Source organism: Mesorhizobium sp. 113-3-3 (assembly GCF_016756495.1).
In the GTDB taxonomy this organism is placed as follows: domain Bacteria; phylum Pseudomonadota; class Alphaproteobacteria; order Rhizobiales; family Rhizobiaceae; genus Mesorhizobium.
In genome coordinates, this window is sequence record NZ_AP023243.1 from 5,116,752 (window position 1) to 5,139,168 (window position 22,417).

At 62.9% G+C, this 22,417-nt stretch carries 21 protein-coding genes; 8 read left to right on the plus strand and 13 right to left on the minus strand.

Annotation, left to right across the window (positions count from 1 at the left end):
• Positions 1-440: 440 nt before the first annotated feature.
• Positions 441-809, minus strand: coding sequence for an SH3 domain-containing protein (locus JG746_RS25220; protein WP_202355185.1), 369 nt, complete (start codon positions 807-809; stop codon positions 441-443).
• A 115-nt stretch (positions 810-924) separates the two neighbouring features.
• Here JG746_RS25220 and JG746_RS25225 point away from each other — a divergent pair, with 115 nt between their 5' ends.
• From JG746_RS25225 to JG746_RS25235, 3 genes are all read left to right on the plus strand, one after another.
• Positions 925-3,048, plus strand: a complete 2,124-nt coding sequence (locus JG746_RS25225; RefSeq protein ID WP_202355186.1) for a S9 family peptidase — start codon at positions 925-927, stop codon at positions 3,046-3,048.
• Positions 3,045-3,671: a LysE family translocator gene (locus JG746_RS25230; RefSeq protein WP_202355187.1), complete on the plus strand. Its 627-nt coding sequence runs from the start codon at positions 3,045-3,047 to the stop codon at positions 3,669-3,671. Before JG746_RS25225 ends, JG746_RS25230 begins: the two co-directional genes overlap by 4 nt.
• Before the next feature lie 152 nt (positions 3,672-3,823).
• On the plus strand, positions 3,824-4,213 hold the full coding sequence (locus tag JG746_RS25235; RefSeq protein ID WP_202355188.1) for an SET domain-containing protein: 390 nt from the start codon (positions 3,824-3,826) through the stop codon (positions 4,211-4,213).
• Positions 4,214-4,348: 135 nt separating this feature from the next.
• Here the strand turns inward: JG746_RS25235 and JG746_RS25240 are convergent, their stop codons facing one another.
• From JG746_RS25240 to JG746_RS25255, 4 genes are all read right to left on the minus strand, one after another.
• The gene (locus JG746_RS25240) at positions 4,349-5,296 is read right to left on the minus strand and encodes a cytochrome c (protein ID WP_202359463.1); all 948 of its coding nucleotides are present in this window, start codon (positions 5,294-5,296) and stop codon (positions 4,349-4,351) included.
• Positions 5,297-5,305: 9 nt separating this feature from the next.
• Entirely contained in the window at positions 5,306-5,743 is a 438-nt protein-coding gene (locus tag JG746_RS25245; RefSeq protein ID WP_202355189.1) for a c-type cytochrome, read from the minus strand.
• A gap of 160 nt (positions 5,744-5,903) precedes the next feature.
• Positions 5,904-6,503 carry a superoxide dismutase gene (locus tag JG746_RS25250; protein ID WP_095786539.1) on the minus strand — a complete coding sequence of 200 codons (600 nt, stop codon included), beginning with the start codon at positions 6,501-6,503 and terminating at the stop codon, positions 5,904-5,906.
• 177 nt (positions 6,504-6,680) lie between these two features.
• Complete coding sequence (locus JG746_RS25255; protein ID WP_202355190.1) at positions 6,681-7,562, minus strand: branched-chain amino acid aminotransferase; 882 nt, start codon at positions 7,560-7,562, stop codon at positions 6,681-6,683.
• 153 nt (positions 7,563-7,715) lie between these two features.
• Between JG746_RS25255 and JG746_RS25260 the strand changes: the two genes are divergently transcribed.
• Complete coding sequence (locus JG746_RS25260) at positions 7,716-8,375, plus strand: haloacid dehalogenase type II (RefSeq protein WP_202355191.1); 660 nt, start codon at positions 7,716-7,718, stop codon at positions 8,373-8,375.
• Positions 8,376-8,550: 175 nt separating this feature from the next.
• Positions 8,551-9,384, plus strand: coding sequence for a L,D-transpeptidase (locus tag JG746_RS25265; protein WP_202355192.1), 834 nt, complete (start codon positions 8,551-8,553; stop codon positions 9,382-9,384).
• An 85-nt stretch (positions 9,385-9,469) separates the two neighbouring features.
• Here the strand turns inward: JG746_RS25265 and JG746_RS25270 are convergent, their stop codons facing one another.
• From JG746_RS25270 to JG746_RS25300, 7 genes are all read right to left on the minus strand, one after another.
• On the minus strand, positions 9,470-10,282 hold the full coding sequence (locus JG746_RS25270; protein ID WP_202355193.1) for a 3-methyl-2-oxobutanoate hydroxymethyltransferase: 813 nt from the start codon (positions 10,280-10,282) through the stop codon (positions 9,470-9,472).
• 10 nt (positions 10,283-10,292) lie between these two features.
• Positions 10,293-11,075, minus strand: a complete 783-nt coding sequence (locus JG746_RS25275) for a hydroxypyruvate isomerase family protein (protein ID WP_202355194.1) — start codon at positions 11,073-11,075, stop codon at positions 10,293-10,295.
• 1 nt (position 11,076) lies between these two features.
• Positions 11,077-11,388 carry a MocE family 2Fe-2S type ferredoxin gene (locus JG746_RS25280; protein WP_202355195.1) on the minus strand — a complete coding sequence of 104 codons (312 nt, stop codon included), beginning with the start codon at positions 11,386-11,388 and terminating at the stop codon, positions 11,077-11,079.
• A 106-nt stretch (positions 11,389-11,494) separates the two neighbouring features.
• On the minus strand, positions 11,495-12,319 hold the full coding sequence (locus tag JG746_RS25285; RefSeq protein WP_202355196.1) for an ATP-binding cassette domain-containing protein: 825 nt from the start codon (positions 12,317-12,319) through the stop codon (positions 11,495-11,497).
• On the minus strand, positions 12,319-13,320 hold the full coding sequence (locus JG746_RS25290; RefSeq protein WP_202359464.1) for an ABC transporter permease: 1,002 nt from the start codon (positions 13,318-13,320) through the stop codon (positions 12,319-12,321). Before JG746_RS25290 ends, JG746_RS25285 begins: the two co-directional genes overlap by 1 nt.
• A 247-nt stretch (positions 13,321-13,567) precedes the next feature.
• Entirely contained in the window at positions 13,568-14,548 is a 981-nt protein-coding gene (locus JG746_RS25295) for a sugar ABC transporter substrate-binding protein (RefSeq protein ID WP_202355197.1), read from the minus strand.
• 107 nt (positions 14,549-14,655) lie between these two features.
• A complete protein-coding gene (locus JG746_RS25300; protein ID WP_202355198.1) occupies positions 14,656-15,663 on the minus strand; it encodes a sterol desaturase family protein in 1,008 nt (335 codons plus the stop codon).
• A gap of 267 nt (positions 15,664-15,930) precedes the next feature.
• Here JG746_RS25300 and JG746_RS25305 point away from each other — a divergent pair, with 267 nt between their 5' ends.
• A complete protein-coding gene (locus JG746_RS25305) occupies positions 15,931-16,968 on the plus strand; it encodes a LacI family DNA-binding transcriptional regulator (protein WP_202355199.1) in 1,038 nt (345 codons plus the stop codon).
• Between the two features lie 32 nt (positions 16,969-17,000).
• Here JG746_RS25305 and JG746_RS25310 read toward each other — a convergent pair whose 3' ends face one another.
• Complete coding sequence (locus JG746_RS25310) at positions 17,001-18,548, minus strand: helicase HerA-like C-terminal domain-containing protein (RefSeq protein ID WP_202355200.1); 1,548 nt, start codon at positions 18,546-18,548, stop codon at positions 17,001-17,003.
• Positions 18,549-18,856: 308 nt separating this feature from the next.
• On the opposite strand from JG746_RS25310, the gene JG746_RS25315 reads away from it, so the two are divergent.
• Both JG746_RS25315 and scpA read left to right on the plus strand, forming a co-directional pair.
• On the plus strand, positions 18,857-20,299 hold the full coding sequence (locus JG746_RS25315; protein WP_202355201.1) for a methylmalonyl-CoA mutase subunit beta: 1,443 nt from the start codon (positions 18,857-18,859) through the stop codon (positions 20,297-20,299).
• The gene (scpA, locus tag JG746_RS25320) at positions 20,296-22,416 is read left to right on the plus strand and encodes a methylmalonyl-CoA mutase (RefSeq protein ID WP_202355202.1); all 2,121 of its coding nucleotides are present in this window, start codon (positions 20,296-20,298) and stop codon (positions 22,414-22,416) included. The genes JG746_RS25315 and scpA overlap by 4 nt, the downstream gene beginning before the upstream one ends.
• The last annotated feature ends 1 nt before the right edge of the window (position 22,417 follow it).

Sequence of the window (22,417 nt, forward strand, 5' to 3'; positions counted from 1 at the left end):
TCAGGCCCCAACAAGAGTTACGTCGATATGCCCTTTTTTACAGGCAGGGCATCGCACGAATTTTGAGCAGATAGAGTTTCCACGATTCGTGTCGCGGGCACATCAATGCGACCATGGAGCAAGTAAGTCAATTCGCCCTTTGCATAATATTTAGGAAAGTTGATCAACTATTCGCCAAACAGCTTCAATCTTTCGTGCATCACGTAATTTTTCGATATTTCTCTCGCCAAACCGACATCGCCTGACGTTACGTCAGCTGATCGTTACATTCGCGATAACTCACAAAACAAGTGTCAATGCTCTGCTTTGCTTTGCCAGGACGCCGTCAATCTTGGTTGTTCACATCTGTCCACAAAACCGCAGGTTGCCGCTCAATCTTTTTGCGGACAACCAGGCGGCATGTCCCGCCGGCGGCATCACGATTGATCGACGGCCGATGATCAATACGGGGTGATGTACTTGCCATAGGCCCAGCCGGTGACGAACTCACCGTTCTTGGCCGGGTCGTGCCAGACTTCGCACCAGCGAAAGCGAACCGTCTGCCGTTGCTTCCATGCCGGTTGACTGGCGATGTCGAGCAGGTTGACGCCGCCGGTACATCGTCCGGTCATCTGCAGGACCGTCCCGTTCGGGTATGCGGCCTGCTTCTGGGATGTGGCGGACGGATATTTGCGCAAGTTGAGCGTGTCGCCGAACGGTACATTGGCCACTTGCCAAGCCGCGAATACGGTCGCATGAGACTGGCCGGCAAAGACCAGAGCCAGCGAAGCAACGGCGAAGGCTGCTGCAATCCGAGATCGAATAGTCATCATCTTTCCTCCCGGCCCATTCTCATGGAGCCGACATCACCTCTAGGTGCGGCCCTTGAACCCACCCTGATCGGCGTGTTCATTCATCATTCAAGAAGTTCCCAAGCGAGACGCAATGACCAAGACTTCCCGATTTCCGATCGCCAGCCCGCCGACGCCGCAGAAGCGGCCGGTCTTCGACACGCATCACGGCATCACGCGAACCGATGAATATGCCTGGCTGCGGGCCGACAACTGGCAGGAGATGTTTCGGGATCCCTCCTTGCTCGATGCGGGCATCCGCGCCGAACTCGAAGCCGAGAATGCCTATCAGTCGAAGCTGATGGCCGACACATCGGACCTGCGGAAGCAGCTTTTCAAGGAGATGAAGGGCCGCATCAAGGAAGACGATTCCTCGGTTCCGATGAAGGACGGGCCTTACGCCTATGGGTCTTCCTTCAAGCTCGGCGGCGAGCAGCCACGCTATTTCCGCATGCCGCGCGACGGCGGAAGCGAGCAGATCCTGCTCGACGGCGACCTCGAGGCGGAAGGCAAGGCCTATTTCCGGCTCGGCGGCGTCGACCATTCGGCCGATCACCGCAAGCTGTTGTGGGCCTTCGACGACAAGGGCTCCGAGTTCTACACGCTGCGCGTTCGCGACCTTGCCGATGGCAATGAACTCGCGGACCAGATTCCCGCCACAGGCGGCTCGGGCGTGTGGGACGCAGGCAATGACGGGTTTTTCTACACGCGTCTCGACCCCAATCACCGGCCCTCGAAGGTGCTGTTCCACGCGCTTGGACAGGACCCTGAGACCGACCGCCTGATCTATGAGGAAACCGATCCCGGCTTCTTCATGAATGTCGACGGCACCCGCGACAACCAATGGATCATGATCGGCATCAACGATCACGAGACCTCGGAATATCGCCTGTTGAGCGCCAGCGATCCGTTTGCCGAACCCAGGCTGGTTTCAGCACGCGAGACCGGCCTTCAATATGAGCTGGAGGAAGGCGGCGACATCTTCTTCATCCTGACCAATGCGGACGGCGCCAAGGACTTCAAGATCATGACGGCGCCGGCAGGCGATCCGGTCCGCGCCAACTGGCGGGAACTGGTGCCGCATGAACCGGGCCGGCTGATCCTGTCGGTGATCGGCTTCAAGGACCATATGGTCCGGCTTGAGCGCAAGGAGGGCCTGCCGCGCATCGTCGTGCGCGACCGCGCCAGCGGCGAAGAGCATCTCCTGTCTCTCGATGAGGAGGCTTTTTCGCTCGGCCTGTCGGGCTCCTATGAATACGACACCGAGATCATGCGCTTTTCCTATTCGTCGATGACGACGCCGGCGCAGGTGTTCGACTACAATATGCGCACCCGCGAGCGGGTCTTGCTCAAGACCCAGGAGGTGCCATCCGGTCATGATGCGGACCACTATGTCACCAGACGACTGATGGCGCCCGCCGCCGATGGCGAACTGGTGCCGATCTCGCTTCTGCATCATCGCGACACGCCGCTCGATGGATCGGCACCTTGCCTGCTTTACGGCTACGGCTCCTACGGCATCACCGTGCCGGCGGCCTTCAACACCAACTGCCTGTCGCTGGTCGACCGCGGCTTCGTCTACGCCATCGCCCATGTCCGCGGTGGCAAGGACAAGGGCTACGGCTGGTACGATGACGGCAAGCGGGCGCACAAGATGAACACCTTCACGGATTTCATCGCCTGCGCGCGCCATCTCGTTGCCGAGCGTTATTCCGCGCATGACCGCATGGTCGCGCAAGGCGGTTCGGCCGGCGGCATGCTGATGGGCGCCATTGCCAACATGGCGCCGGACTGCTTTGGCGGCATCGTCGCCGAGGTTCCCTTCGTCGACGTGCTCACCACCATGCTCGACGCGACCCTGCCGCTGACGCCGCCGGAATGGCCGGAATGGGGCAATCCGATCGCGTCGGCCGACGACTACCGGACCATCGCAGCCTACTCGCCCTACGATAATGTCGCGGCCCTCGACTATCCGCCGATCCTGGCGCTCGCTGGTCTCACCGATCCGCGCGTCACCTATTGGGAACCGGCCAAATGGGTGGCGCGCTTGCGCGACCGCAAGAGCGGTGACAATCCGGTGCTGTTCAAGATCAACATGGATTCCGGCCATGCCGGCGCGTCTGGCCGGTTCTCACGCCTGGAAGAGATCGCTTATACTTATTCCTTCGCGCTGAAGGTGACGGGAAAGGCGCAGCTTGTCGAGGAGACCCTTAAATGATCGATCTGTCCACGTTGATTGCCTATATCGCCGTCGTGCTCGGCTTTGTCTTTATCCCGGGTCCGGCCACGCTGTTGACGATCGCCCGGGCAACGAGTTCTGGAACGAAGGTCGGGATTGCGACCGGCGCCGGGATCGCGGCCGGCGACATATTTCACACCGTCATGGCGATGGTCGGCATCTCGGCGATCATCGCCACGTCGGCGACGCTGTTCAGCATCGTAAAATATATCGGCGCGGCCTACCTCGTTTACCTTGGCATTCGCGCCATCATCGAGAAAACGCCGACCGAACCCTCGGCCGGCGCGCTCGCCATCTCCGCCGGCAAGGCGTTTCGGCAGGCCGTCCTGACCGAAGTGCTCAATCCCAAGACCGCGCTGTTTTTCCTGGCCTTCCTGCCTCAGTTCGTGCGGCCCGAAAACGGCACGGTGATGCTTCAGTTGGCCGTATTGGGCATTGTCTTCGTCGTGCTCGGTCTTTTCAGCACGGTCGTCTTTGCCGTGAGCGCCGGCCGCCTGGGCTCTTTCCTGCGCCGAAATCAGACCGTGATGAAATGGCAGGGCAAGGTTGTCGGCGGCATCTACTGCGCCCTGGGCGTCCGCCTGGCCTTGCAGCAACGCTGAGGGCTCGGGACAGCACGTTCACTTTTGGATTTGGCGATCATGACTTTTTGAATTCCGCATTGCTCATTTCCACTCGCAATTGCGACAGTCGCGCGTTACCCAAGGCACGGCTTTCCCGGGCGATGAAGCCCGTACTCGCACAAGGGTCCATTATGCTGCTCGTCGACGTCTATCTCGACAAATCGCCGATCCAGGGCATCGGCGTCTTTGCCAAGCACCACATCCCCAAGGGTGCGCTGATCTGGAAGCTCGACCCCCGCTTCGACCGGATCATCGACGTCGAGACCTATGAGGGCGAAACCGGGCCGGTGAAAAGCTATCTTGACCGCTATTCCTACCCGGACCGGCGCGATCCGGCCTACATCGTCTTCGAAGCCGACGACGCCCGCTACATGAACCATGACGACGAGCCGAATTGCGATGTCTCCTCGCCCGAGGAAACCTTTGCGCTGCGCGACATCGCACCCGGGGAAGAACTGACCTGCAACTACAATCATTTCTTCGAGACGGGCTTCGACTTCCTCGGCGACCGGCACCTCTAGAGCCTTTCACCGTTTCATGGAAACGGTGAACCACTCTAACTCTTTGTTTTGCCGCAATTCCCAAGGGAAAGCGCGCTATACGCTTTTCCCGGGAAAACCGCTCACACTTTTCCTGGATTTGCCAAAAGGCGGAATTCAGCTTGCCGGTTTGCGGGCCGGATAACCGTTGGGGTGCGGCGGTACGGCCTTGAGATAGGCGGCGATCGCGGCGCGGTCCCCTGCTGTCAGCTCGGCCATATTGCGCTGCACGTCGACCATCGCGCCGCCGACGGAATCGAAATTGGGTGTGAAACCGGTTTCGAGGTAGTTGGCTATGTCGGCTTCCGACCAGTTGGCGATGCCGCCCTTGCCCGATGTGATGTTGGGCACGACGCCTGGGCCTTCTGCTGCCACGGCACCCGCCAGCCACTCGCCTTTCTTCATCCCGCCGGCGAAGTCGCGCGGCGTGTGGCACTCGCCGCAATGGCCCGGCCCCTCGACCAGATAGCGGCCAGCCACCACCGGATCGGGCGCGCCATCGGCCAAGGCAACAATAGGCTGGTCGGCAAGGTAAAGGCGCTTCCACAGGCCGATGCCACGCCTGATGTTGAACGGGAACGCCAGCGAATTGTCCGGCGCCTTGCCGGCGACAGCGGGCAACGTCTTCAGGAAGGCATAGAGATCGGCAATATCCGACGGCTTCATGCGGGCGTAGGAGCCATAGGGGAAGGCCGGATAGAAATGCTGGCCGGATGGTGAAACACCCTTGAGCATGGCATTGGCGAGATCCTCGACCGACCACGCACCGATGCCGTCCTTGGGGTCTTGCGAAATGTTGGGCGGAACAAAGGTGCCAAACTGCGTCTTGAGTTGGAGGCCGCCGACCAGTTGAAGCCGGGCATCGCCCTGCGAACCCGGCTTGGCGTGGCAGGACGAGCAGCCGCCAGCATAGAAAATGCGTTTGCCCTTGGTCGCGTCGCCCGGCCCAAGCTGCGCCAGCGCCGCGGCATCGAGCCTGACCGGCGCCGACAGCAGCCAACCAGCGGCCGCGCCAGCGCCACCCAGGATGAGGGTCGCGCCGACGAGCTTCTTCAGCCATGCCATGTCAGGCAATCAGCTTTTCTTGATCCTGTAGCCCTGATGGCAGGTGCCGCAGTCCGAACCGATGGCGCCGACCTGCGCCTTCAGCGCGTCGACATCAGCGGGAGCCGCCGCGACGGCGGCCTTAACGTTGGCCAGATACTTGTCCTCGGCGGCCTTGAAGCCGGCCGTGTCTTCCCAGATTTTCGGCCCCGCCGTGGTGTCGCCGGCATCGCTGCCTTTCGGGAACAAGGTATCGACATCGAACTTTTCAGCATTCGCCTGCAGCGCCTGCAACTGCGTCAGCACGGCAGCGGCATCAAAGGAGTCCTCGCCCTTGGCGACCTTCGCCAAACCGCCGACGATCTTTCCACGCTCCTTCATCAGAGCCTGCCGGTCGAGGACCGGATCGGCAAAGGCCGCCGAACCGGCGAAGGCGAGCATTGAGATGGCGATGACAAGCTTTCTCATTCATTTGGCTCCGTGATGAAGGTATTTGGGACACGACGTTAACGATGCGGCGGACGGAATATTCCCTCTCCTCGGATGGTTTTTTCCGGGCCTTCGCAGCCACCGATATCGGCACAGAAAAGAAAAAGCCCCGGGATTGCCGGGGCCTTCTGATGATCGATTACTTCGCCTTTTCGTAGAGTTCCAGCACATGATCCCAGTTGATCAGGCTGTCGACGAAGGCCTCGAGATATTTCGGCCGCGCGTTGCGATAGTCGATGTAGTAGGAGTGCTCCCAGACGTCGACGCCGAGGATCGGCGAGGCGCCATGGACGAGCGGGTTTTCGCCATTCGGGGTCTTCGAGATCGCCAGCTTGCCGTCCTTGACGGAAACCCAGGCCCAGCCCGAACCGAACTGCGTCGTGCCGGCGGCGATGAAATCGGCCTTGAACTTGTCGTAGCCGCCGAGATCGCTGTCGAAAGCCTTCTGCAGCGCGCCCGGCAGCTTGTTGCCGCCGCCGCCCTTCTTCATCCACTTCCAGAAATGGATGTGGTTGTAATGCTGCGCGGCATTGTTGAAGAGACCGGCATTCTTGCCGAACGACTGCTTGACCACCTCTTCGACCGACAGATCACCCATTCCGGCCTCGGCGGCCAGCTTGTTGCCGTTGTCGACATAGGCCTTGTGGTGCTTGTCGTGGTGATACTCCAGCGTCTCTTTCGACATGTAAGGCTGCAAAGCCTCATAGTCGTAAGGCAGAGCGGGCAATTCAAAAGCCATGGGTAGTACTCCCTCGTGGAAAAATCCGGTGTCGATACCGGACTAACATAGGACTGGATTGAGCTGGAACAACTCCGGAAGTGAAGCGCCGGTTCCCTTTCTAAGCGGGTTCCGGAAAACTGTCACACGGTTTTCCTGGGGTGAAGCGCGCAGCGACAAAAAGGCCGAACCGACGCCTCAGCCGGCCGATGCCGACGAATGCGCCCAGTCCCAATAAAGCTCGCGCGCCTTCTTGGCCACCGGTCCGGGTTGCAGATTGCGATCCTCGATGCGGGTGACCGGCACCACCTTGGAATGGTTCCCGGTCGAGAATATTTCGTCCGCTTCGAGGAAATCGCGCACCGACAGCGTCTTTTCCGTCGTCTTGAAGCCATACTCGCCCAGCAGCGTCATCGTGCGCGAACGTGTAATGCCGGACAGGAAGGTGCCGTTCGGCGCCGGCGTCAGCACGTGGCCATCCTTGACCAGGAAGATGTTGGAGCTTCCCGTCTCGGCGACGTTGCCCAGCATGTCCAGCACCAGCGCATTGTCGAAGCCGCGCATCTTGGCTTCGAGGATGGCGCGGCCATTGTTGGGATAGAGGCAGCCGGCCTTGGCGTTGGTCGGCATGGTCTCGATCGTCGGGCGCCGGAACGGCGACACCGTCACCGAAAAGCCGGTCGGCGAAATCATCGGCGATTCATAGAGGCAGAGGCAAAAACGGGTCGAAGCGGGATCGGCCGGCACGCCCATGTAGCCGCCATGCTCTGCCCAGTACATCGGCCTGACATAGACCGCGGTCTTGCCATCGAACTTCTTCAATCCGTCCCAGGTCAGCCCGACGATCTGTTCAGGCGACATGTTCGGCTTGAGGCCGAGCGCGATCGCCGAGGCATTGACCCGCCTGGCATGCAGGTCGAGGTCGGGCGCCACGCCCTCGAACCAGCGCGCTCCGTCGAAGACGCTGGTGCCAAGCCACATGGCGTGGCTGCGCGGACCCAGAATTGCGACATTGCCCTCGTACCAGTCGCCGTCGACGAAAGTCCATGTCGCGGATTGCGCCGCTGCCGCCAGTGTCATCGCGTTGTCCCGTTCCGATCAATCTTGTGTGACAACATTGGATGATGCTTGGCCGTGGCCGTCAACCGGCATCGGGGAGTTTTGTTGAGGCCAGCGGTGGTGCGATGCAATCAAGGCTTGCACCTTGCCCCGCCTCGCCTCAAAACTGTCGCCATGCAATACGCCGCCTATGTTTTCGACGCCTACGGCACGCTGTTCGACGTGCACGCCGCCGTGCGCCGCCATGCCGACCAGATCGGTCCGGAGGGCCAGTTGCTGTCCGAGATCTGGCGCGCCAAGCAGCTCGAATATTCCTGGGTGCGCACGCTGATGGGCGCCTATGCGGACTTCTGGCAGCTGACCGAACAGGCGCTCGACTTCGCCTTGCGCAAGGTCCCCTCCGCCGATCCCGGCCTCAGGACAAAACTGCTGGAAGCCTACTGGCGGCTGGATTGCTACCCGGAAGTGCCGGCCGTGCTGAAGGCGCTCAAGGCGTCAGGAGCCAGGCTGGCGATCCTCTCCAACGGCTCGCCCGAGATGCTGGAAGCGGCGGTCAAATCCGCGGCGCTCGACCAGGTTCTGGACGACATCTATTCGGTCGATACGGTGCGGCGCTTCAAGACCGATCCGGCGGTCTACGACATGGTCGCCACAGGCTGGCGCCTCTATCCCGGCGCTGTGTCCTTCCAGTCCTCCAATCGCTGGGACATTGCGGGCGCCACCAAATTCGGCTTCCGCACGGTGTGGATCAACCGCTCCAACCAACCCGAGGAATACCGGGACTTTCCGCCGGCCCTGATCCTGCCGACCCTCGAAGCCCTGGTCACCGCCTGAGCTGTCGACCTGTGGCCCTGGCGCCACAGTTGCGGCGCAGTCACAGCTTCGCCTTTGTTTGTCCACGTTCGGGCCAGAATCGGAACCGCCTATCGCCCCAGGTGTTGTCAGGCACCTGCAACGGTCGTCGGCGTATTGACGCTTTGTTGCGATTTGAGTCCTAAAGAAGGCAGCCATGTCCACAACCGAAATCGAATCCTATCGCCTGAGCCGTCGCGGCTTTCTCAACGCCGCAGCATTGGGCGCCGCATCGATCGCGGTTTCCGCATGCGCGACCACCGGGCCGGGACCGGTGGAGCCACCGCCGCCGACCTATGTCGAGCCCCCGCTTGCCGATTATGCGTCGATGTACGCGGCCGTCAGCGATGGCGGATTCGACCTCCCGCCCATCCCCTTCGACAGGATCGATCCGCAGTTCCTGCGCCAGATCGTTCCCGACCCGACCGGTCAGAAGCCGGGAACGATCGTCGTCGATACGACGGGCCATTTCCTCTATCTGGTTCGTCCGGGCGGCCAGGCGATCCGCTATGGCGTAGGTCTCGGCCGGGCCGGCTTCGAATGGTCGGGCGACGCTGTCGTACAGTGGAAGCAGAAATGGCCAAAATGGACGCCGCCGGATGAAATGATCGCCCGGCAGCCGGAATTGAAGCCATACAGCGCCGACAATGGCGGCATGCCCGGCGGGCTGAAGAACCCGCTCGGCGCCCGCGCGCTCTATCTCTTCCAGGGCAATGTGGACACGCTTTACCGCCTGCACGGCTCGCCGGAATGGAAGTCGATCGGCAAGTCGGTCTCATCCGGCTGCGTTCGCCTGATGAACCAGGACATCATCGACCTATACGACCGCGTGCCGTCGAAAACCCCCGTCATCGTGACCAGCGACGCCAGCCAGCCGATGGCGGCGGCGGCAGCGACGGCGAACCGCAAGGCCATCCCGATCGACGCCGGCGTGCCGGACGGATCGGTGCTGCTCGGCCCGGTCAAGGCGGTCACGAACGCGATCTTCTGAGCTTGTCGGGGGAGCGACGGCCAGCCGTCGCTCCTTTCATGCATGCCGGTGCCCACAGCCTGCGATTTCGGGGCCGGGGCATCCGTCAGAGGCCAAGCGGAGCCCTGAACGCCGCCAGCTCTTCGTCGGCGATCGCGACGACATGCTGCGGCTCGGGGTAGGCGCCCGTCTGCACGTCTGAGATGAACTCGCGATAGGCGGCGATGCGTTCCCGCTGCAGCCGCTCATACTCGGCGGCGAAGTTGCGGTAAGTCTTGGCGTGGCGCGGCTTGTGGCCTGAGGTGTGGCCAAGCACGTCCTCGCTGAACAGGTACTGCGCATCGGCATGCGGTCCGGCGCCCATGCCAAGCATGATCATCGGCGTGCTCTTGGTGATCAGTTCGGCAATCCGGTCCGGCACCACTTCCAGCTCGGCGCCGAAGCAACCGATGGTTTCAAGGCGCTTGACGTGGTCCCACACCGCACGCGCGCTCTCGGCCGTCCTGCCGACGGCCTTGAAGCCGCCGGTCCAGGTGCATTGCGAGGGGATCAGGCCGACATGGGCGACGACCGGCACGGCGTTGTCACAGAGCGTCTTCTGGATGTCGAGCGAGGCGGCACAGTAGAAGCAGTCGCCGCCGATGCGCATGAAGTGGTAGGCGGTTTTCAGATAGTCCGCCGCCGTGACCAGGTTGCCTGCGGGACCGTAGGGAAGCCCTACCTGCACGAAGCAGCGGCCGGCGGCCTCGCGCATCTCAGGAGAGAAGAAGCGGCCCTCGATCGAAAGCATGTCGACGCCGGCCGCGTCGGCCGCGGCCGCTTCTTCGAGCGAGGTGACGTAGAGCATGGAGATCTTTTGCCCGCGGCTCTTCATGGCTCGGATGTCGGCGACGGTGGGCCGGCTGTTCTTGGTGACCATTGTTTTTCCCTCAGACGGTGAAAGTTTCGCGAAAGGCCTGCAGGGCCACTTCAGGGGCACCGGAGGCGAATGCCTCCATGCCGACCGGCCCGCGATAGCCCATGTCCGTCAGCGCATGGGCAATGCCCCGGTAATTGATCTCGCCGCTGCCAGGCTCCATGCGTCCGGGCACGTCGGCCACCTGGACCTCGCCGATCCATGGCAGGCAGGCGCGGCACAGTTCAATCAGATTTCCTTCGCCGATCTGCGCATGGTAGAGGTCGAGATTGAGGCGCAGACCCGGCCGGTTGACGCTTGATACCAAGGCAAGCGTATCCTCGGCGCGCCCGAACGGCACGCCGGGATGGTCGACCGGCAGGTTCAGATTCTCCAGCGTGAAGGTCACGCCTTCCGCCTCGGCAAGGTCGGCAATGCGGTTCAGCGTGTCGCGCGCCTTGAGCCACATGGCGCCGGTGACGGTCTCGCATGGTGTGACCGGAAGGCCGCGATCGCCGAGCCCCGTCCCGTGCAGATTGAGCCGAGCGACGCCGAGGCGCTTGCCGACCGCGGCCGTCTCCTTCGCCGTCTTCAACAGCTCGGCCGCACCCTCATCATCGGCCAGCCTGCCGCGGAGATAGCCGTTCATGATCGAGAAGGTGGCGCCGGATCTTTCCAACATTGCGAGGTCATGCTCGGGCCAGTTCCACAGGCCCACCTGAAAACCCATTTCGGTGAGGCGCTTGACGCGCCATTCCATCGGCCTGTCGCGCCACAGCATCTCGGCGCAGGCGGCAAGCGTAAACGTATCGGACATGTCAGACCTCGATGTACACGCGGCCGTCCTCGACCTTGGTGGCGTAGGTTTTCAGGTTCACGCAGACCGGTGCGCGCAGCGCTTCGCCGGTCCGGTAATCGAACACGCCGCTGTGTTTCGGGCATTCGATCCGGTGTTCCATGACCAGCCCGTCGCTCAGATGCACCTTCTCATGCGTGCACAGCCCGTCGGTGCAGAAAAAGGCATCGTCGGGACTGCGGTAGATGGCGAATGTCCGGCCCTCGTGATCGAAGCGGATGACGTCCTCTTCGTCGATGTCATCGGTCGCGCACGCATCAATCCATTTTGCCATAGCCACTCTGCCGTCTGTTCTTTGGTTGGTCGAAAAGGCGGCCAGCGGGATTTCCGCCGGCCGTACAGGAAGATGCCCGGGAGGAGGAGATGGGCGTCTTCACTGGTCACGCATGGGTCGCGCCCTGCGGCGCATGCCCATCGTCAGCCGCCGAGAAGCTCTCGATCTCGGCTTCCAACTCCGCCATCTGCTCGCCTCCCGCCATAAGGTCGGTGATCGCCTCGCGGCTTTTCTCGCCCTTGCGGAAGTCGGCGGCCTTGGCGCCCCTGATGAGGACGGCGAAGTGGTCGCCGACGGTGAGCGCATGGACGACATTGTGGGTGATGAAGATCACAGCGATGCCCTTGCGCCGAGCCTGGAGCACAATGCGCAGTACATGCGCCGCCTCCTTGACGCCAAGCGCCGCGGTCGGTTCGTCGAGGATCAGCACGCTCGCGCCGAAATGCACGGCGCGTGCGATCGCCAGCGCCTGGCGTTCGCCACCCGACAATCCGCCGACGAGGCGATCGCCGTCGTCGATGCGGGTGATGCCGAGCTGGCGCATCTCGGTGACGGCGATCTCATTGGCCCGCTTGCGGTCATAGATGGTGAGCGGCCCCCAGCGCCGCGTCGGTTCCGCGCCGACGAAGAAAGAGCGGCCGATGCTCATCAGCGGGAACGTGCCGCCGAACTGGTGAACGGTGGCGATGCCATGGTCGCTGGCGTCGCGGGGGCTGTCGAAGGCGACGGATCTGCCGTCCATTTCCATCGTGCCCGATGTTGGCCTGTGGACGCCGGAGAGGATCTTGATCAGCGTCGACTTGCCGGCGCCATTGTCGCCGAGCAGGCACAGCACCTCGCCTCGGTTGACCTCGAGCGAGATGTCGTGGAGCACGTCGATCGGGCCGAACGACTTGTTGATTCCAGTCAGCCTGAGCAGGGGCGTCGTCATCAGCGGACCCTCGATTTGGTGCGCGGCGCGTAGGTGAGCGCCATGGTGCGGAAGGTGTTGTTCATCAACACGGCGGCGAGCAGCAGGACGCCGATGATCAGGCTCGCCCAGTTGGCGTCGAAGCCGGTGTAGAAAATGCCCTGGTTGACGATGGCGAAGGTCAGCGTGCCCAAAACGATGCCGACCACCGAACCGTAGCCCCCGGTGAGCAGCACGCCGCCGATGACCACCGCGATGATCGAGTTGAAGATGAAGGACTGCCCGGCGGCCACCTGGGCGCTGTTGTAGAGGATCGCCTGCGACATGCCGACGAAGGAAGCGCACAGGCCGCTGCTCATGAACAGCGCGATGGTCACCCGGTCGGTCGGGATGCCGGCATTGCGGGCGCTCACCGCGTCGCCGCCCATGGCCAGGATCCAGTTGCCGAAGCGCGAGAAATTCAGGATGAAGCCGACGATCAGGATGGCGGCGATCCACCAGAACAGCGTCACCTCGAACTTGCCGCCCAGATAGTCGCCGAACAGAAGCTTGGCAGTGGGGCCGCTCTTCAGCGCGACGCTGGTGCTGCCGGACAGGATGACCGAGAGGCCGAGCGTCAGGCCGGCCAATGCGAACAGCGTGGCGAGCGTAACGACGAAGGACGGCACCTTGGTGCGGATCACCAGCACGCCGTTGATGAAGCCGACGGCCAGCCCAAGGCCGAGCGCGGCGAGTATGCCGACGATGATCGGCAGGCCGTAATGGCCCGACAGGATGGCGATGGTCATCGAGCTAGCGGGAACCATCGAACCGACGGAGAGATCGAGATGCCCGGCGATCATCAGCAGCCCGATGGGAAGCGCGATGATGCCGAGTTCGGAGGCGACGTTGAGCCAGCTCGCCGCCCCCCCGGCCGACATGAAATTGGCGCCGCCGAAGATCGAGAAAAAGACCAGAACGGCGACCATGCCGATCAGCGAGCCGACTTCGGGGCGCCGCACCAGGCTGCCGATCGAGGGCATCGAAGAATGCTGAGGGGGTGGCGCGGTGGCCGTCGCGGATTGGGCTTGGGATGTCATCGAAATGTCCCTGGCGTTGTGGCTTGAAACGCGGCTCCCCTTCTCCCCTTGTGGGAGAAGGTGTCGCCGAAGGCGACGGTTGAGGGGTGTTCCAGCTTTGCGGTGACAGCATCCCGTCACGCACCCCTCAACCGTCTCGGTGCTACGCGCCGATCCACCTTCTCCCACAAGGGGAGAAGGCCAAGTGGCGCTAGCGAGCGCCGGCCGCGGCACCGGCCATTGTCGCGTCGACATTGGCGGCGTCGACGATCCCCGGTCCGGTCAGCACCGGTCTGGTCGGCAGGTCGAGCCCGTAATTGACGAAGCCGTTCAGCAGCGAGACCGCGAGATAGCCCTGCAGATAGGGCTGCTGGTCGACAGCGAACATCTGCGTGCCGGTCTTGATGCGCTGCAGGCCGGTCTCATCCATGTCGAAGGAAGCGAGCTTGACCTTGTCGCCGGCATTGGCCTGGCTGATGGCGTTGGCGGCGCTGTTGGCGTCGCCGGCGCTGATGGTGATGACGCCGTCGATGGTGTTGTCCTTCAGCACGGCGGCCTTGATCGCCTCGGCGACCGCGGTCGGATTGCCGAAACTGGACGAGGGCAACGGCAACTGGCTGGACTTGCCGCCACTCTTGGCGATGGCGTCGGCAATGCCCTTGCAGCGGTCTTCGGTGTTGGTGGCACCTGGCAAGGTGTTGACGCACAGAACGTTCTTGGCGCCATGGCTGCCGTAATAGGTGCCGCCACCGAGGCCCGCTGCATATTCTTCATTGCCGACATAGTTCATGGCGCCGAGGCGCTTGGCCGCGTCCATGCCCCCGGAATTGTAGATGATGAGCGGCACGCCGGCGGCAACGACTTCCTTGAAGGCGTCGTCCATCGCCTCCGGCACCCAGTCGGGGCCGACAATGGCGCTCGGCTTCTGGCTGAGCGCGGTGCGGATCAGCTTGGCCGCATCCGGACCGAGATTGTCGTAATTCTGCGGACCGAGCCAGGTCACGGAGCCGCCGGTCAGCTCGGCGACCTTGCCGGCATCGTCGGCACCCTTCTTGACCTTCGACCAGAACGGGTCGTCCGCCTTGCCGCCAATGACGAAGATCTTCGCCCCATCAGCCATGGCCGACGTGGCCGATGTCGCTGCCGCGCCCGCAAGCATGATCGCCGTCAGCAGTTTCGTGATCGTTTTCATTTCATTCCTCCCGGTTGCCGTCGTCAGACGGGTTAGAAAAACAGCTTCGTCGTTCCATGCGCGCCTCTCTCCCGATTGCGCGTCACGAATGCCTGACCCGGCGTTGCTCACGCCCTGGCGTTCATGCGTTCCTTCTTTTTCTGGAAGCGGGCGTCCATCATGGCTTCGCCCTCCCTGGTGCCGTCGTGCCAGGTGCCGAACCATCTATCGAGCGGGATCAGCCCGTCGCCGCCATAGTTCACCTCGAAATATTTGTGGTGCAGATAATGCGTATAGGCATGGCTGTTGACGGCCGTGTCCTCGGTCACCTCCAGCTTGTCGAAGCCGAGATGGCCATTGACGGCGCCGAAGCCGGCGACATGCAGCTGGAACAGCGCGACGATCGGATTGGACGGAATGATCAGGTGCCAGAAGGCGACCGCGTGATAGAGGAACCCTTCCACCGGATGCATCGACAGTGACGACCAGGGCGATGGGTTGATCGAATTGTGGTGGACCGAATGGATCCAGCGATAGAGCGGTCCCCAGTGGATCAGGCGGTGGATGAAGAAGAAATGCACCTCGTGGATGGCCGGCGCGATCAGCACCAGTGCGGCGAGGTAGACCGGATGATCCTGCCAACCGACCCACGGCGCGTAGCCATTGGCAAAGCACCAGAGGAAGATGACCTCAACCACTGTCCATAGCGGAATGGTGATAAAGAACGAGCGCAGGAAGTTGTCGAGGTTCTGGCTCTGGAACCAGAAGACGTCGGAGGGCGCATCGGCGGGGAACTTGTGGTTGTATTTGAAGCGCGTCGCCTGGGCGCGCTTGATGTAGTAGCGCAGCTCGAAGATGCCGTAGAAGACAAGGATCGCGGCGGCATTGACGGCATAGAGCCATAGCGCCCAGCCCCAGCCGATGGTCTTCATCGTCTCGACGCCAGGAACGATATAGAACCAGTAGAGCAGTGCCGTGGCCATGTGGAAGGCATTCCACGGCCAGATATAGCCGGGCAGCCACGCCAGGATTTTCGGCAGCCTGGGCGGCCAGTTCCACAAGGGCGCCCCCTCGATGCGTCCGTTCGGCTTCCAGTCGCCGCGCTTGTCGCGTACGCCGTATTTGAGATCGTCCATGCAATTCCTCCCGCGCCATGCCTGGGGATGGCCCGCACGCGCGCTGCCTCACACCGCTTGAGGCGGTGAGCGAGAAGCTGTCTGCGCTGTTTTGCTGCTATCCCTGGGCTGGCGGTGCTTCCGCCTTGCTTGCTTCCCGGAGATAAACATCTTGATCCAAAATGAATCAAGAATAGAATTTTTGTTCCAAATTGATTGTTTCATTCATATCAATCTCACTCGGACAATGATATTTTTGTATCAAATGCGACAGGCTGATGAGATAAAATGGATCAGGGCAAGCGGCCAACGATCAAGGATGTAGCCGCCGAGGCGAATGTTTCGGTGGCCACCGTCAATCGCGTGCTGAGCGGCTCGGGCGCCGTCCGCCAGGGCATGCGCGAGCGCGTCCGGCTGGCGGCCGAGCAGATCGGTTTTTACGGCATGGGCGCGTTGCGCAGCCGCGTGGCGGCCGCCCGCCCGCGCTACCGGTTCGGTTTCCTGCTGCACCAGCCCGGCCGCGCCTTTTACCGCAATATGGCCGAGGCGCTGCGCCTGGCAACCGAAACGATGCCCGACTGCGAGATAGAGCTGCGCACGGAATTTCTGGACGACCTGTCACCGCAGAACGTCGCCTCGCGGATGCTGGCGCTCGGCGCCGAATGCGATGCCGTCGGCGTCGTTGCAGCGGTGCATCCTCTCGTCACCCAGGCGGTGGACACATTGCATCTCCGCAACGTGCCGGTGTTTGCGCTGATCTCGCAGATCTCGGCGACCGGGCATGTGCGCTACATCGGACTGGACAATTGGAAGGTTGGGCGCACCGCGGCCTGGGTGTTCGAGCATGTCTGCCGTGCGCCCGGCAAGCTCGGCATCCTCGTCGGTAACCACCGCTATCGCTGCCAAGAGATGAACGAGAGCGGCTTTCGCTCCTATTTCCGCGAGCACGCCCCTGGCTTCACGCTGCTCGAACCGCTGCTGACCTTCGAATCCAGCGCCATTGCGCAGGAGATGACCGAGAAGCTGCTGAACGAAAATCCGGATCTGTCCGGACTTTATGTCGCCGGCGGCGGCATCACCGGCGCCATCACCGCGCTCCGCTCCACCGGCCGCGCCGGAAGCCTCGTCGTTGTCGGCTACGAGCTGATGGAGTCGACCCGCCCGGCGCTGCTCGACGGCACGCTGACCTTCATCATCTCGCACCCCCTCGCCCGCATCGCGCAAGAGACCCTGGCGGGCATGATTCGCGCTGTCTCAGCACCGAACGAAAGCGGGAGTTTTACAAACATCCTGCCCTTCGAGATTTACACCCGCGAAAACATTTAGCCGGCAGCGCCAGACACGCTGTCGGCCTGGGCTTAGCGCCCCCGCGCGAGACTCCCCAAAATCCCACGCACGATGGCGCGTCCGACCGACGAGCCGACCGAGCGCACCACCGACTTGATCGCGGCCTCGGCCACAGTCTGGCGATTGGACGGGCGTGGCGCCGGCGCGCGGCGACCGCCGGACTGCGGTGCGGGATCGTCATTGCCGAAGCCCGGAATGGTCCAGCGCGAGCCGCCGGTGCCAGCCTGCTGCGCCTGCGCTTCGGCGTCCTGCGCGTCCTTGGCCTTTTTCTGCAGGATCTCGAAGGCCGATTCGCGGTCGATGACTTGGTCGTACTGGCCAATGACAGGGCTTTCCGCGATCAGCTTTTGCCGCTCCGCGGGGGTTATGGGTCCAAGCCGCGAGGATGGCGGTCGGATCAGCGTGCGCTGCACCATGGACGGCACGCCCTTGGCTTCCAGCGTCGAGACCAGCGCCTCGCCGGTGGCGAGCTGGGTGATTGTGGTGGCACAGTCGAAATCGGGGTTGGGACGGAAGGTTTCCGCCGCCGTCCGAACCGCCTGCTGCTCGCGCGGCGTGTAGGCACGCAGCGCATGCTGGACGCGGTTGCCGAGCTGTGCCAGCACCTTCTCGGGGATATCCAGCGGGTTCTGCGTGACGAAATAGACGCCGACGCCTTTCGAGCGGATCAGACGGACCACCTGCTCGACGCGGTCGACCAGCACTTTCGGCGCCTCGTCGAACAAAAGATGCGCCTCGTCGAAGAAGAACACCAGCTTCGGCTGGTCAGGATCTCCCACTTCGGGCAGTTCCTCGAACAGCTCCGACATCAGCCAGAGCAGGAAGGTCGCGTAGAGCCGCGGATTCATCATCAGCTTGTCGGCGGCCAGCACGCTGACGGCGCCCCGGCCGTCACGCGTGGTGCGCATGATGTCGGAGATGCGCAAGGCCGGCTCGCCGAAGAAGTTGGCCGCGCCCTGCTGCTCCAGCACCAGCAGCGTGCGCTGGATGGCGCCCACCGATGGCTTGGTGACATTGCCGTAGCGGGCGCTGATCTCTTCGGCGCGCTCGGCGATGTTGGCAAGCAGCGCCTGCAGGTCCTTGAGGTCGAGAAGCAGCAGACCCTCTTCATCGGCGATGCGGAAGGCAATGTTCATGATGCCCTCCTGCGCGTCGGTCAGGTTCATCAGCCGCGACAGGAGCAGCGGGCCCATTTCCGAGATTGTCGCGCGGATGGGATGCCCCTGCTCGCCGAACAGGTCCCAGAAGATGACGGGAAATTCCTGGAAGTCGTAGGGGTCGAGCTTGACCTGCGCGGCCCGCTTGACCAGGAAATCCTGCGCCGTACCCATCATGGCGATGCCCGACAGGTCGCCCTTGATGTCGGCGCAGAACACCGGAACGCCGGCATTCGAAAACCCTTCGGCCAGGATCTGCAAGGTGACGGTCTTGCCGGTGCCGGTGGCGCCGGTCACCAGGCCATGGCGATTCCCGTATTGCAGCAGAAGCTGTTCGGGGCGCTGATAGCTGTCGTCGGGCTTGCGGCTGGCGCCGATGAAAATACTGGTGTCGTCAGCCATATCAAGGGTCTCCGCAAACTGATGTGTCAAAAGCCAGCCTTTGCCCGAAGGTATAGTGAGGCTGGCGCACAGCGACAATGCCCCATTGTCCGGAGCGGAGCCAATCGCCCCAATCAGGCCTATCGTCGAGATCGGATTTTGGAACTTGCGGATTTTGCTGGTGTTTGGCAATCGTTCATGGTTCGTCCATGCAAGCCGACCTATATCTGGTGGATCGAATTCAGACCCGGGATGCGCATTGCGATAACCGACCGGGAACCGTAGACTGAACCGCCCGGCTGGTGCGGCCATATGAACGAGGAAGATGGATGGGCGCCGGAGCCTTGACCAAGGATGTTGAACCAGCGGGCGCCGAGCGCCAGCGATGGCTGGCCCTGGCTGAAAAGGCACTGGCCGGCGCATCCTTCGAGGAAAAGCTGGTCTCGCACACCGACGACGCCATCCGCATCGAGCCCCTCTATGACCGCGCGACGGGAGCCGAACCGCTCGTGCGCGCGAATCCCCGATCGTCCTGGATCGTCAGCCAACGCGTCGACGACCCTGATGTCGATCGCGCCAAGGCCCAGGTTCTGGACGATATCGCGCAGGGCGCAACGGGCCTGTCGCTTGTCTTCGAAGGGGCACCGAACGCATTCGGCTACGGCCTGCCGAGAACCGCGCAGGCGCTGGAAACGGTGCTGGAGGGCGTGCCCCTCAACCGCATCCAGATCCGCATCGACACCCACCCCTGGAGCCGCCCCATGGCCGACTGGCTAGTGGCGTTCCTGAGCAAGCGCCGCTCCGATCCGGCAAAACTCAACCTGTCCTTCGGCATCGATCCGGCGGCGATCCTTGCCGGCACCGGCCGGCTGCGCATGTCGATCGAGGCGCTGCAGGAATCGATGCCGCAATCGCTGGCGCATTTCTTCTCGATGGGCGTTCCCGGCGTGCTTCTGGAGGCGGACGGTCGCGTCTTCCACAATGCCGGCGCCACGGAGGTGCAGGAGCTCGGCATCATGCTGGCCTCGGCGGTATCGTATCTGAGAATGTTCGAGAAGGCGCGGCAGCCGCTGGTCTATGCCGCCCCGCATATCGGCTTCGCGCTCAGCGTCGACCAGGACCAGTTCCTGTCGATGGCCAAGGTGCGGGCGTTGCGCAGGCTGTGGGCACGCGTGCAGGAGACCTGCTCGATCCCCAACTCCACGGCCAACATCCATGCCGAGACATCATTCCGCATGATGACGGCGCTGGATCCCGAAACCAATATCTTGCGCACGACGATCGGCTGTTTCGCCGCGGCAGCGGGCGGAGCCGATTCGATCTCCATCCTGCCGCACACGATCGCGCACGGCCTGCCGGCGCCTTTTGCCCGCCGCGTCGCGCGCAACGCGCAACTGATCATGGCCCATGAAAGCCACGTCGATCACGTCGCCGATCCCGCCTATGGCTCCGGCGCGGTCGAAGCGCTGACATCAGACCTTTGCGAGGCCGCCTGGGCGGAGTTGCAGGCGATCGAGGCCGAAGGAGGCGTATTGTCGAGCCTTCGGGACGGACACATCCAAAAGCGTGTTCGCGAAGCCGCCGCCCGGCGCGACGCTGCCTTCAAGGCCGGTGAGCGGGCCATTATCGGCACCACGCTCTATCCGCAGAAGAGCGAGCGCCCGGTTGAGACGCTGGATGCGGAGCAGCGGCCTGAATTCACCGAAGGTGTCGTGCTGTGCGAAGCGCTGTCTCCGGTCCGCATCGACCAATCCATCGGGGCCGCTTCTTGATCCCGGATTTCAGTCAAATCGGTTGGGCGCCGCCGCGCCGCGCACCTGTCGAGGTCAAGGGGCAGCGGACGACGCCGGAAGGCCTTATCGTCAAGCATCTCTACAATCAGGGCGACCTCAAGGGCTTGTCGCATCTCGACACCTATCCGGGCCTGCCGCCCTTCGTGCGCGGCCCCTACCCGACCATGTATGTCCAGCAGCCGTGGACGATCCGGCAATATGCCGGCTTCTCCACGGCCGAGGAATCCAACGCCTTTTACCGGCGCAATCTTGCCGCCGGCCAGAAAGGCCTGTCGGTCGCCTTCGATCTCGCCACGCATCGCGGCTATGACAGCGACCATCCGCGCGTTGCCGGCGATGTCGGCATGGCGGGGGTAGCCATCGATTCCATCCTCGACATGCGTCAGCTGTTCGACGGCATTCCGCTCGGCGACATGACGGTGTCGATGACGATGAACGGCGCGGTGTTGCCGATCATGGCGCTTTACATCGTCGCGGCGGAAGAACAGGGCGTTGCCCAGAAGGACCTGGCCGGCACCATTCAGAACGACATTCTGAAGGAGTTCATGGTCCGCAACACCTACATCTATCCGCCAAAGCCCTCGATGCGGATCGTGTCGGACATCTTCTCCTACACGTCGAAGAACATGCCGAAGTTCAATTCGATATCGATCTCCGGCTACCACATGCAGGAGGCCGGTGCGACGGCCGACCTGGAGCTCGCCTATACGATCGCCGACGGCATCGAATATGCGCGCGCCGGTGTCGCGGCGGGTCTCGACATCGACCGCTTCGCGCCACGCCTGTCCTTCTTCTGGGCGATCGGCATGAACTTCTTCATGGAAGTGGCCAAGCTCAGGGCCGCGCGGCTGCTGTGGGCGACGCTGATGAAGAAGAATTTTGCACCGAAGGACGAGCGCTCGCTGTCGCTGCGCACCCATTGCCAGACGTCCGGCTGGTCGCTGACGGCGCAGGACCCGTACAACAACATCATCCGCACCATGATCGAGGCGATGGCCGCGACGCAGGGCCATACCCAGTCGCTGCACACCAACTCTTTCGACGAGGCGATGGCGCTGCCGACCGACCATTCAGCGCGCATCGCCCGCAACACGCAGCTCATCCTGCAGAAGGAATCCGGCACCACGCGCATCATCGACCCGTGGGGCGGCTCGGCCTATCTCGAACGGCTGACGCATGACCTGGCGGCGCGCGCGCTGAGCCACATCGAGGAAGTCGAGGCTCTCGGCGGCATGGCGGCCGCTACCGAACAAGGCATTCCGAAGCTGCGCATCGAGGAAGCCGCGGCGCGCACGCAGGCACGCATCGATTCCGGCGAACAGATGCTGGTCGGGGTCAATGCGCATCGCCCCGAGAACGACATCGAGGTCGATGTGCTGAAGATCGACAATGCCGAGGTCAGGGCCCGGCAATTGTCAAAGCTGCAACGGCTGAAGGGCACGCGCGATGTCGGTGCCGTTGAGAGCGCGCTCGATGCGCTGACCCGCGCCGCGCAAGGCAATGAGAACCTCTTGGAGTTCGCCATCCGCGCCGCGCGGGCCAATGCCACGGTCGGCGAGATTTCGTTTGCACTCGAAAGGGCCTTTGGCCGGCACGTCGCCACGGTGCAGACCATTTCCGGCGTTTACCGCAAGGCGCTTGGCGACAGTCCCGTAGTCGACGGGCTGCAGGACAAACTCGCAGCTTTCGAGAAGAAAAACGGCGGCAAGCCGCGCATTCTCGTCGCCAAGATGGGACAGGACGGCCACGACCGTGGCCAGAAGGTGATCGCCACCGCCTTCGCCGATCTCGGCTTCGATGTCACCGTCGGCGCGATGTTCCAGACACCGGAAGAGATCGCCAAGCTGGCGGTCCAGCATGACGTCCACATCATCGGCGCCTCGTCGCTGGCCGCAGGACACCTCACGCTGATCCCGGAATTGCGCGATGCACTGAAAAAGCTCGGTCGCGGCGACATGCTGATCGTCGCCGGTGGCGTCATCCCGCCGCAGGACTACGACGCGGTGCTGAAAGCCGGCGCGGCGGAAATTTTTCCGCCAGGGACGGTTATTCCGGAGGCGGCGGACCGGTTGATGGACCGGCTCCTGGCGGGCTGAG

Excerpts from the sequence above, each read along its gene's own strand:
- JG746_RS25225 (WP_202355186.1), top strand. The coding sequence starts at position 925 with ATGACCAAGACTTCCCGATTTCCGATCGCCAGCCCGCCGACGCCGCAG.
- JG746_RS25290 (WP_202359464.1), bottom strand. The coding sequence starts at position 13,320 with ATGCCCTCGATCGGCAGCCTGGTGCGGCGCCCCGAAGTCGGCTCGCTG.
- JG746_RS25275 (WP_202355194.1), bottom strand. The coding sequence starts at position 11,075 with ATGTCCGATACGTTTACGCTTGCCGCCTGCGCCGAGATGCTGTGGCGC.
- JG746_RS25255 (WP_202355190.1), bottom strand. The coding sequence starts at position 7,562 with ATGACACTGGCGGCAGCGGCGCAATCCGCGACATGGACTTTCGTCGAC.
- JG746_RS25265 (WP_202355192.1), top strand. The coding sequence starts at position 8,551 with ATGTCCACAACCGAAATCGAATCCTATCGCCTGAGCCGTCGCGGCTTT.
- JG746_RS25220 (WP_202355185.1), bottom strand. The coding sequence starts at position 809 with ATGACTATTCGATCTCGGATTGCAGCAGCCTTCGCCGTTGCTTCGCTG.
- JG746_RS25310 (WP_202355200.1), bottom strand. The coding sequence starts at position 18,548 with ATGGCTGACGACACCAGTATTTTCATCGGCGCCAGCCGCAAGCCCGAC.
- JG746_RS25280 (WP_202355195.1), bottom strand. The coding sequence starts at position 11,388 with ATGGCAAAATGGATTGATGCGTGCGCGACCGATGACATCGACGAAGAG.
- JG746_RS25260 (WP_202355191.1), top strand. The coding sequence starts at position 7,716 with ATGCAATACGCCGCCTATGTTTTCGACGCCTACGGCACGCTGTTCGAC.
- JG746_RS25315 (WP_202355201.1), top strand. The coding sequence starts at position 18,857 with ATGGGCGCCGGAGCCTTGACCAAGGATGTTGAACCAGCGGGCGCCGAG.
- JG746_RS25230 (WP_202355187.1), top strand. The coding sequence starts at position 3,045 with ATGATCGATCTGTCCACGTTGATTGCCTATATCGCCGTCGTGCTCGGC.
- JG746_RS25245 (WP_202355189.1), bottom strand. The coding sequence starts at position 5,743 with ATGAGAAAGCTTGTCATCGCCATCTCAATGCTCGCCTTCGCCGGTTCG.
- JG746_RS25285 (WP_202355196.1), bottom strand. The coding sequence starts at position 12,319 with ATGACGACGCCCCTGCTCAGGCTGACTGGAATCAACAAGTCGTTCGGC.
- JG746_RS25250 (WP_095786539.1), bottom strand. The coding sequence starts at position 6,503 with ATGGCTTTTGAATTGCCCGCTCTGCCTTACGACTATGAGGCTTTGCAG.
- JG746_RS25305 (WP_202355199.1), top strand. The coding sequence starts at position 15,931 with ATGGATCAGGGCAAGCGGCCAACGATCAAGGATGTAGCCGCCGAGGCG.
- JG746_RS25300 (WP_202355198.1), bottom strand. The coding sequence starts at position 15,663 with ATGGACGATCTCAAATACGGCGTACGCGACAAGCGCGGCGACTGGAAG.
- JG746_RS25235 (WP_202355188.1), top strand. The coding sequence starts at position 3,824 with ATGCTGCTCGTCGACGTCTATCTCGACAAATCGCCGATCCAGGGCATC.
- JG746_RS25295 (WP_202355197.1), bottom strand. The coding sequence starts at position 14,548 with ATGAAAACGATCACGAAACTGCTGACGGCGATCATGCTTGCGGGCGCG.
- JG746_RS25270 (WP_202355193.1), bottom strand. The coding sequence starts at position 10,282 with ATGGTCACCAAGAACAGCCGGCCCACCGTCGCCGACATCCGAGCCATG.
- JG746_RS25240 (WP_202359463.1), bottom strand. The coding sequence starts at position 5,296 with ATGGCATGGCTGAAGAAGCTCGTCGGCGCGACCCTCATCCTGGGTGGC.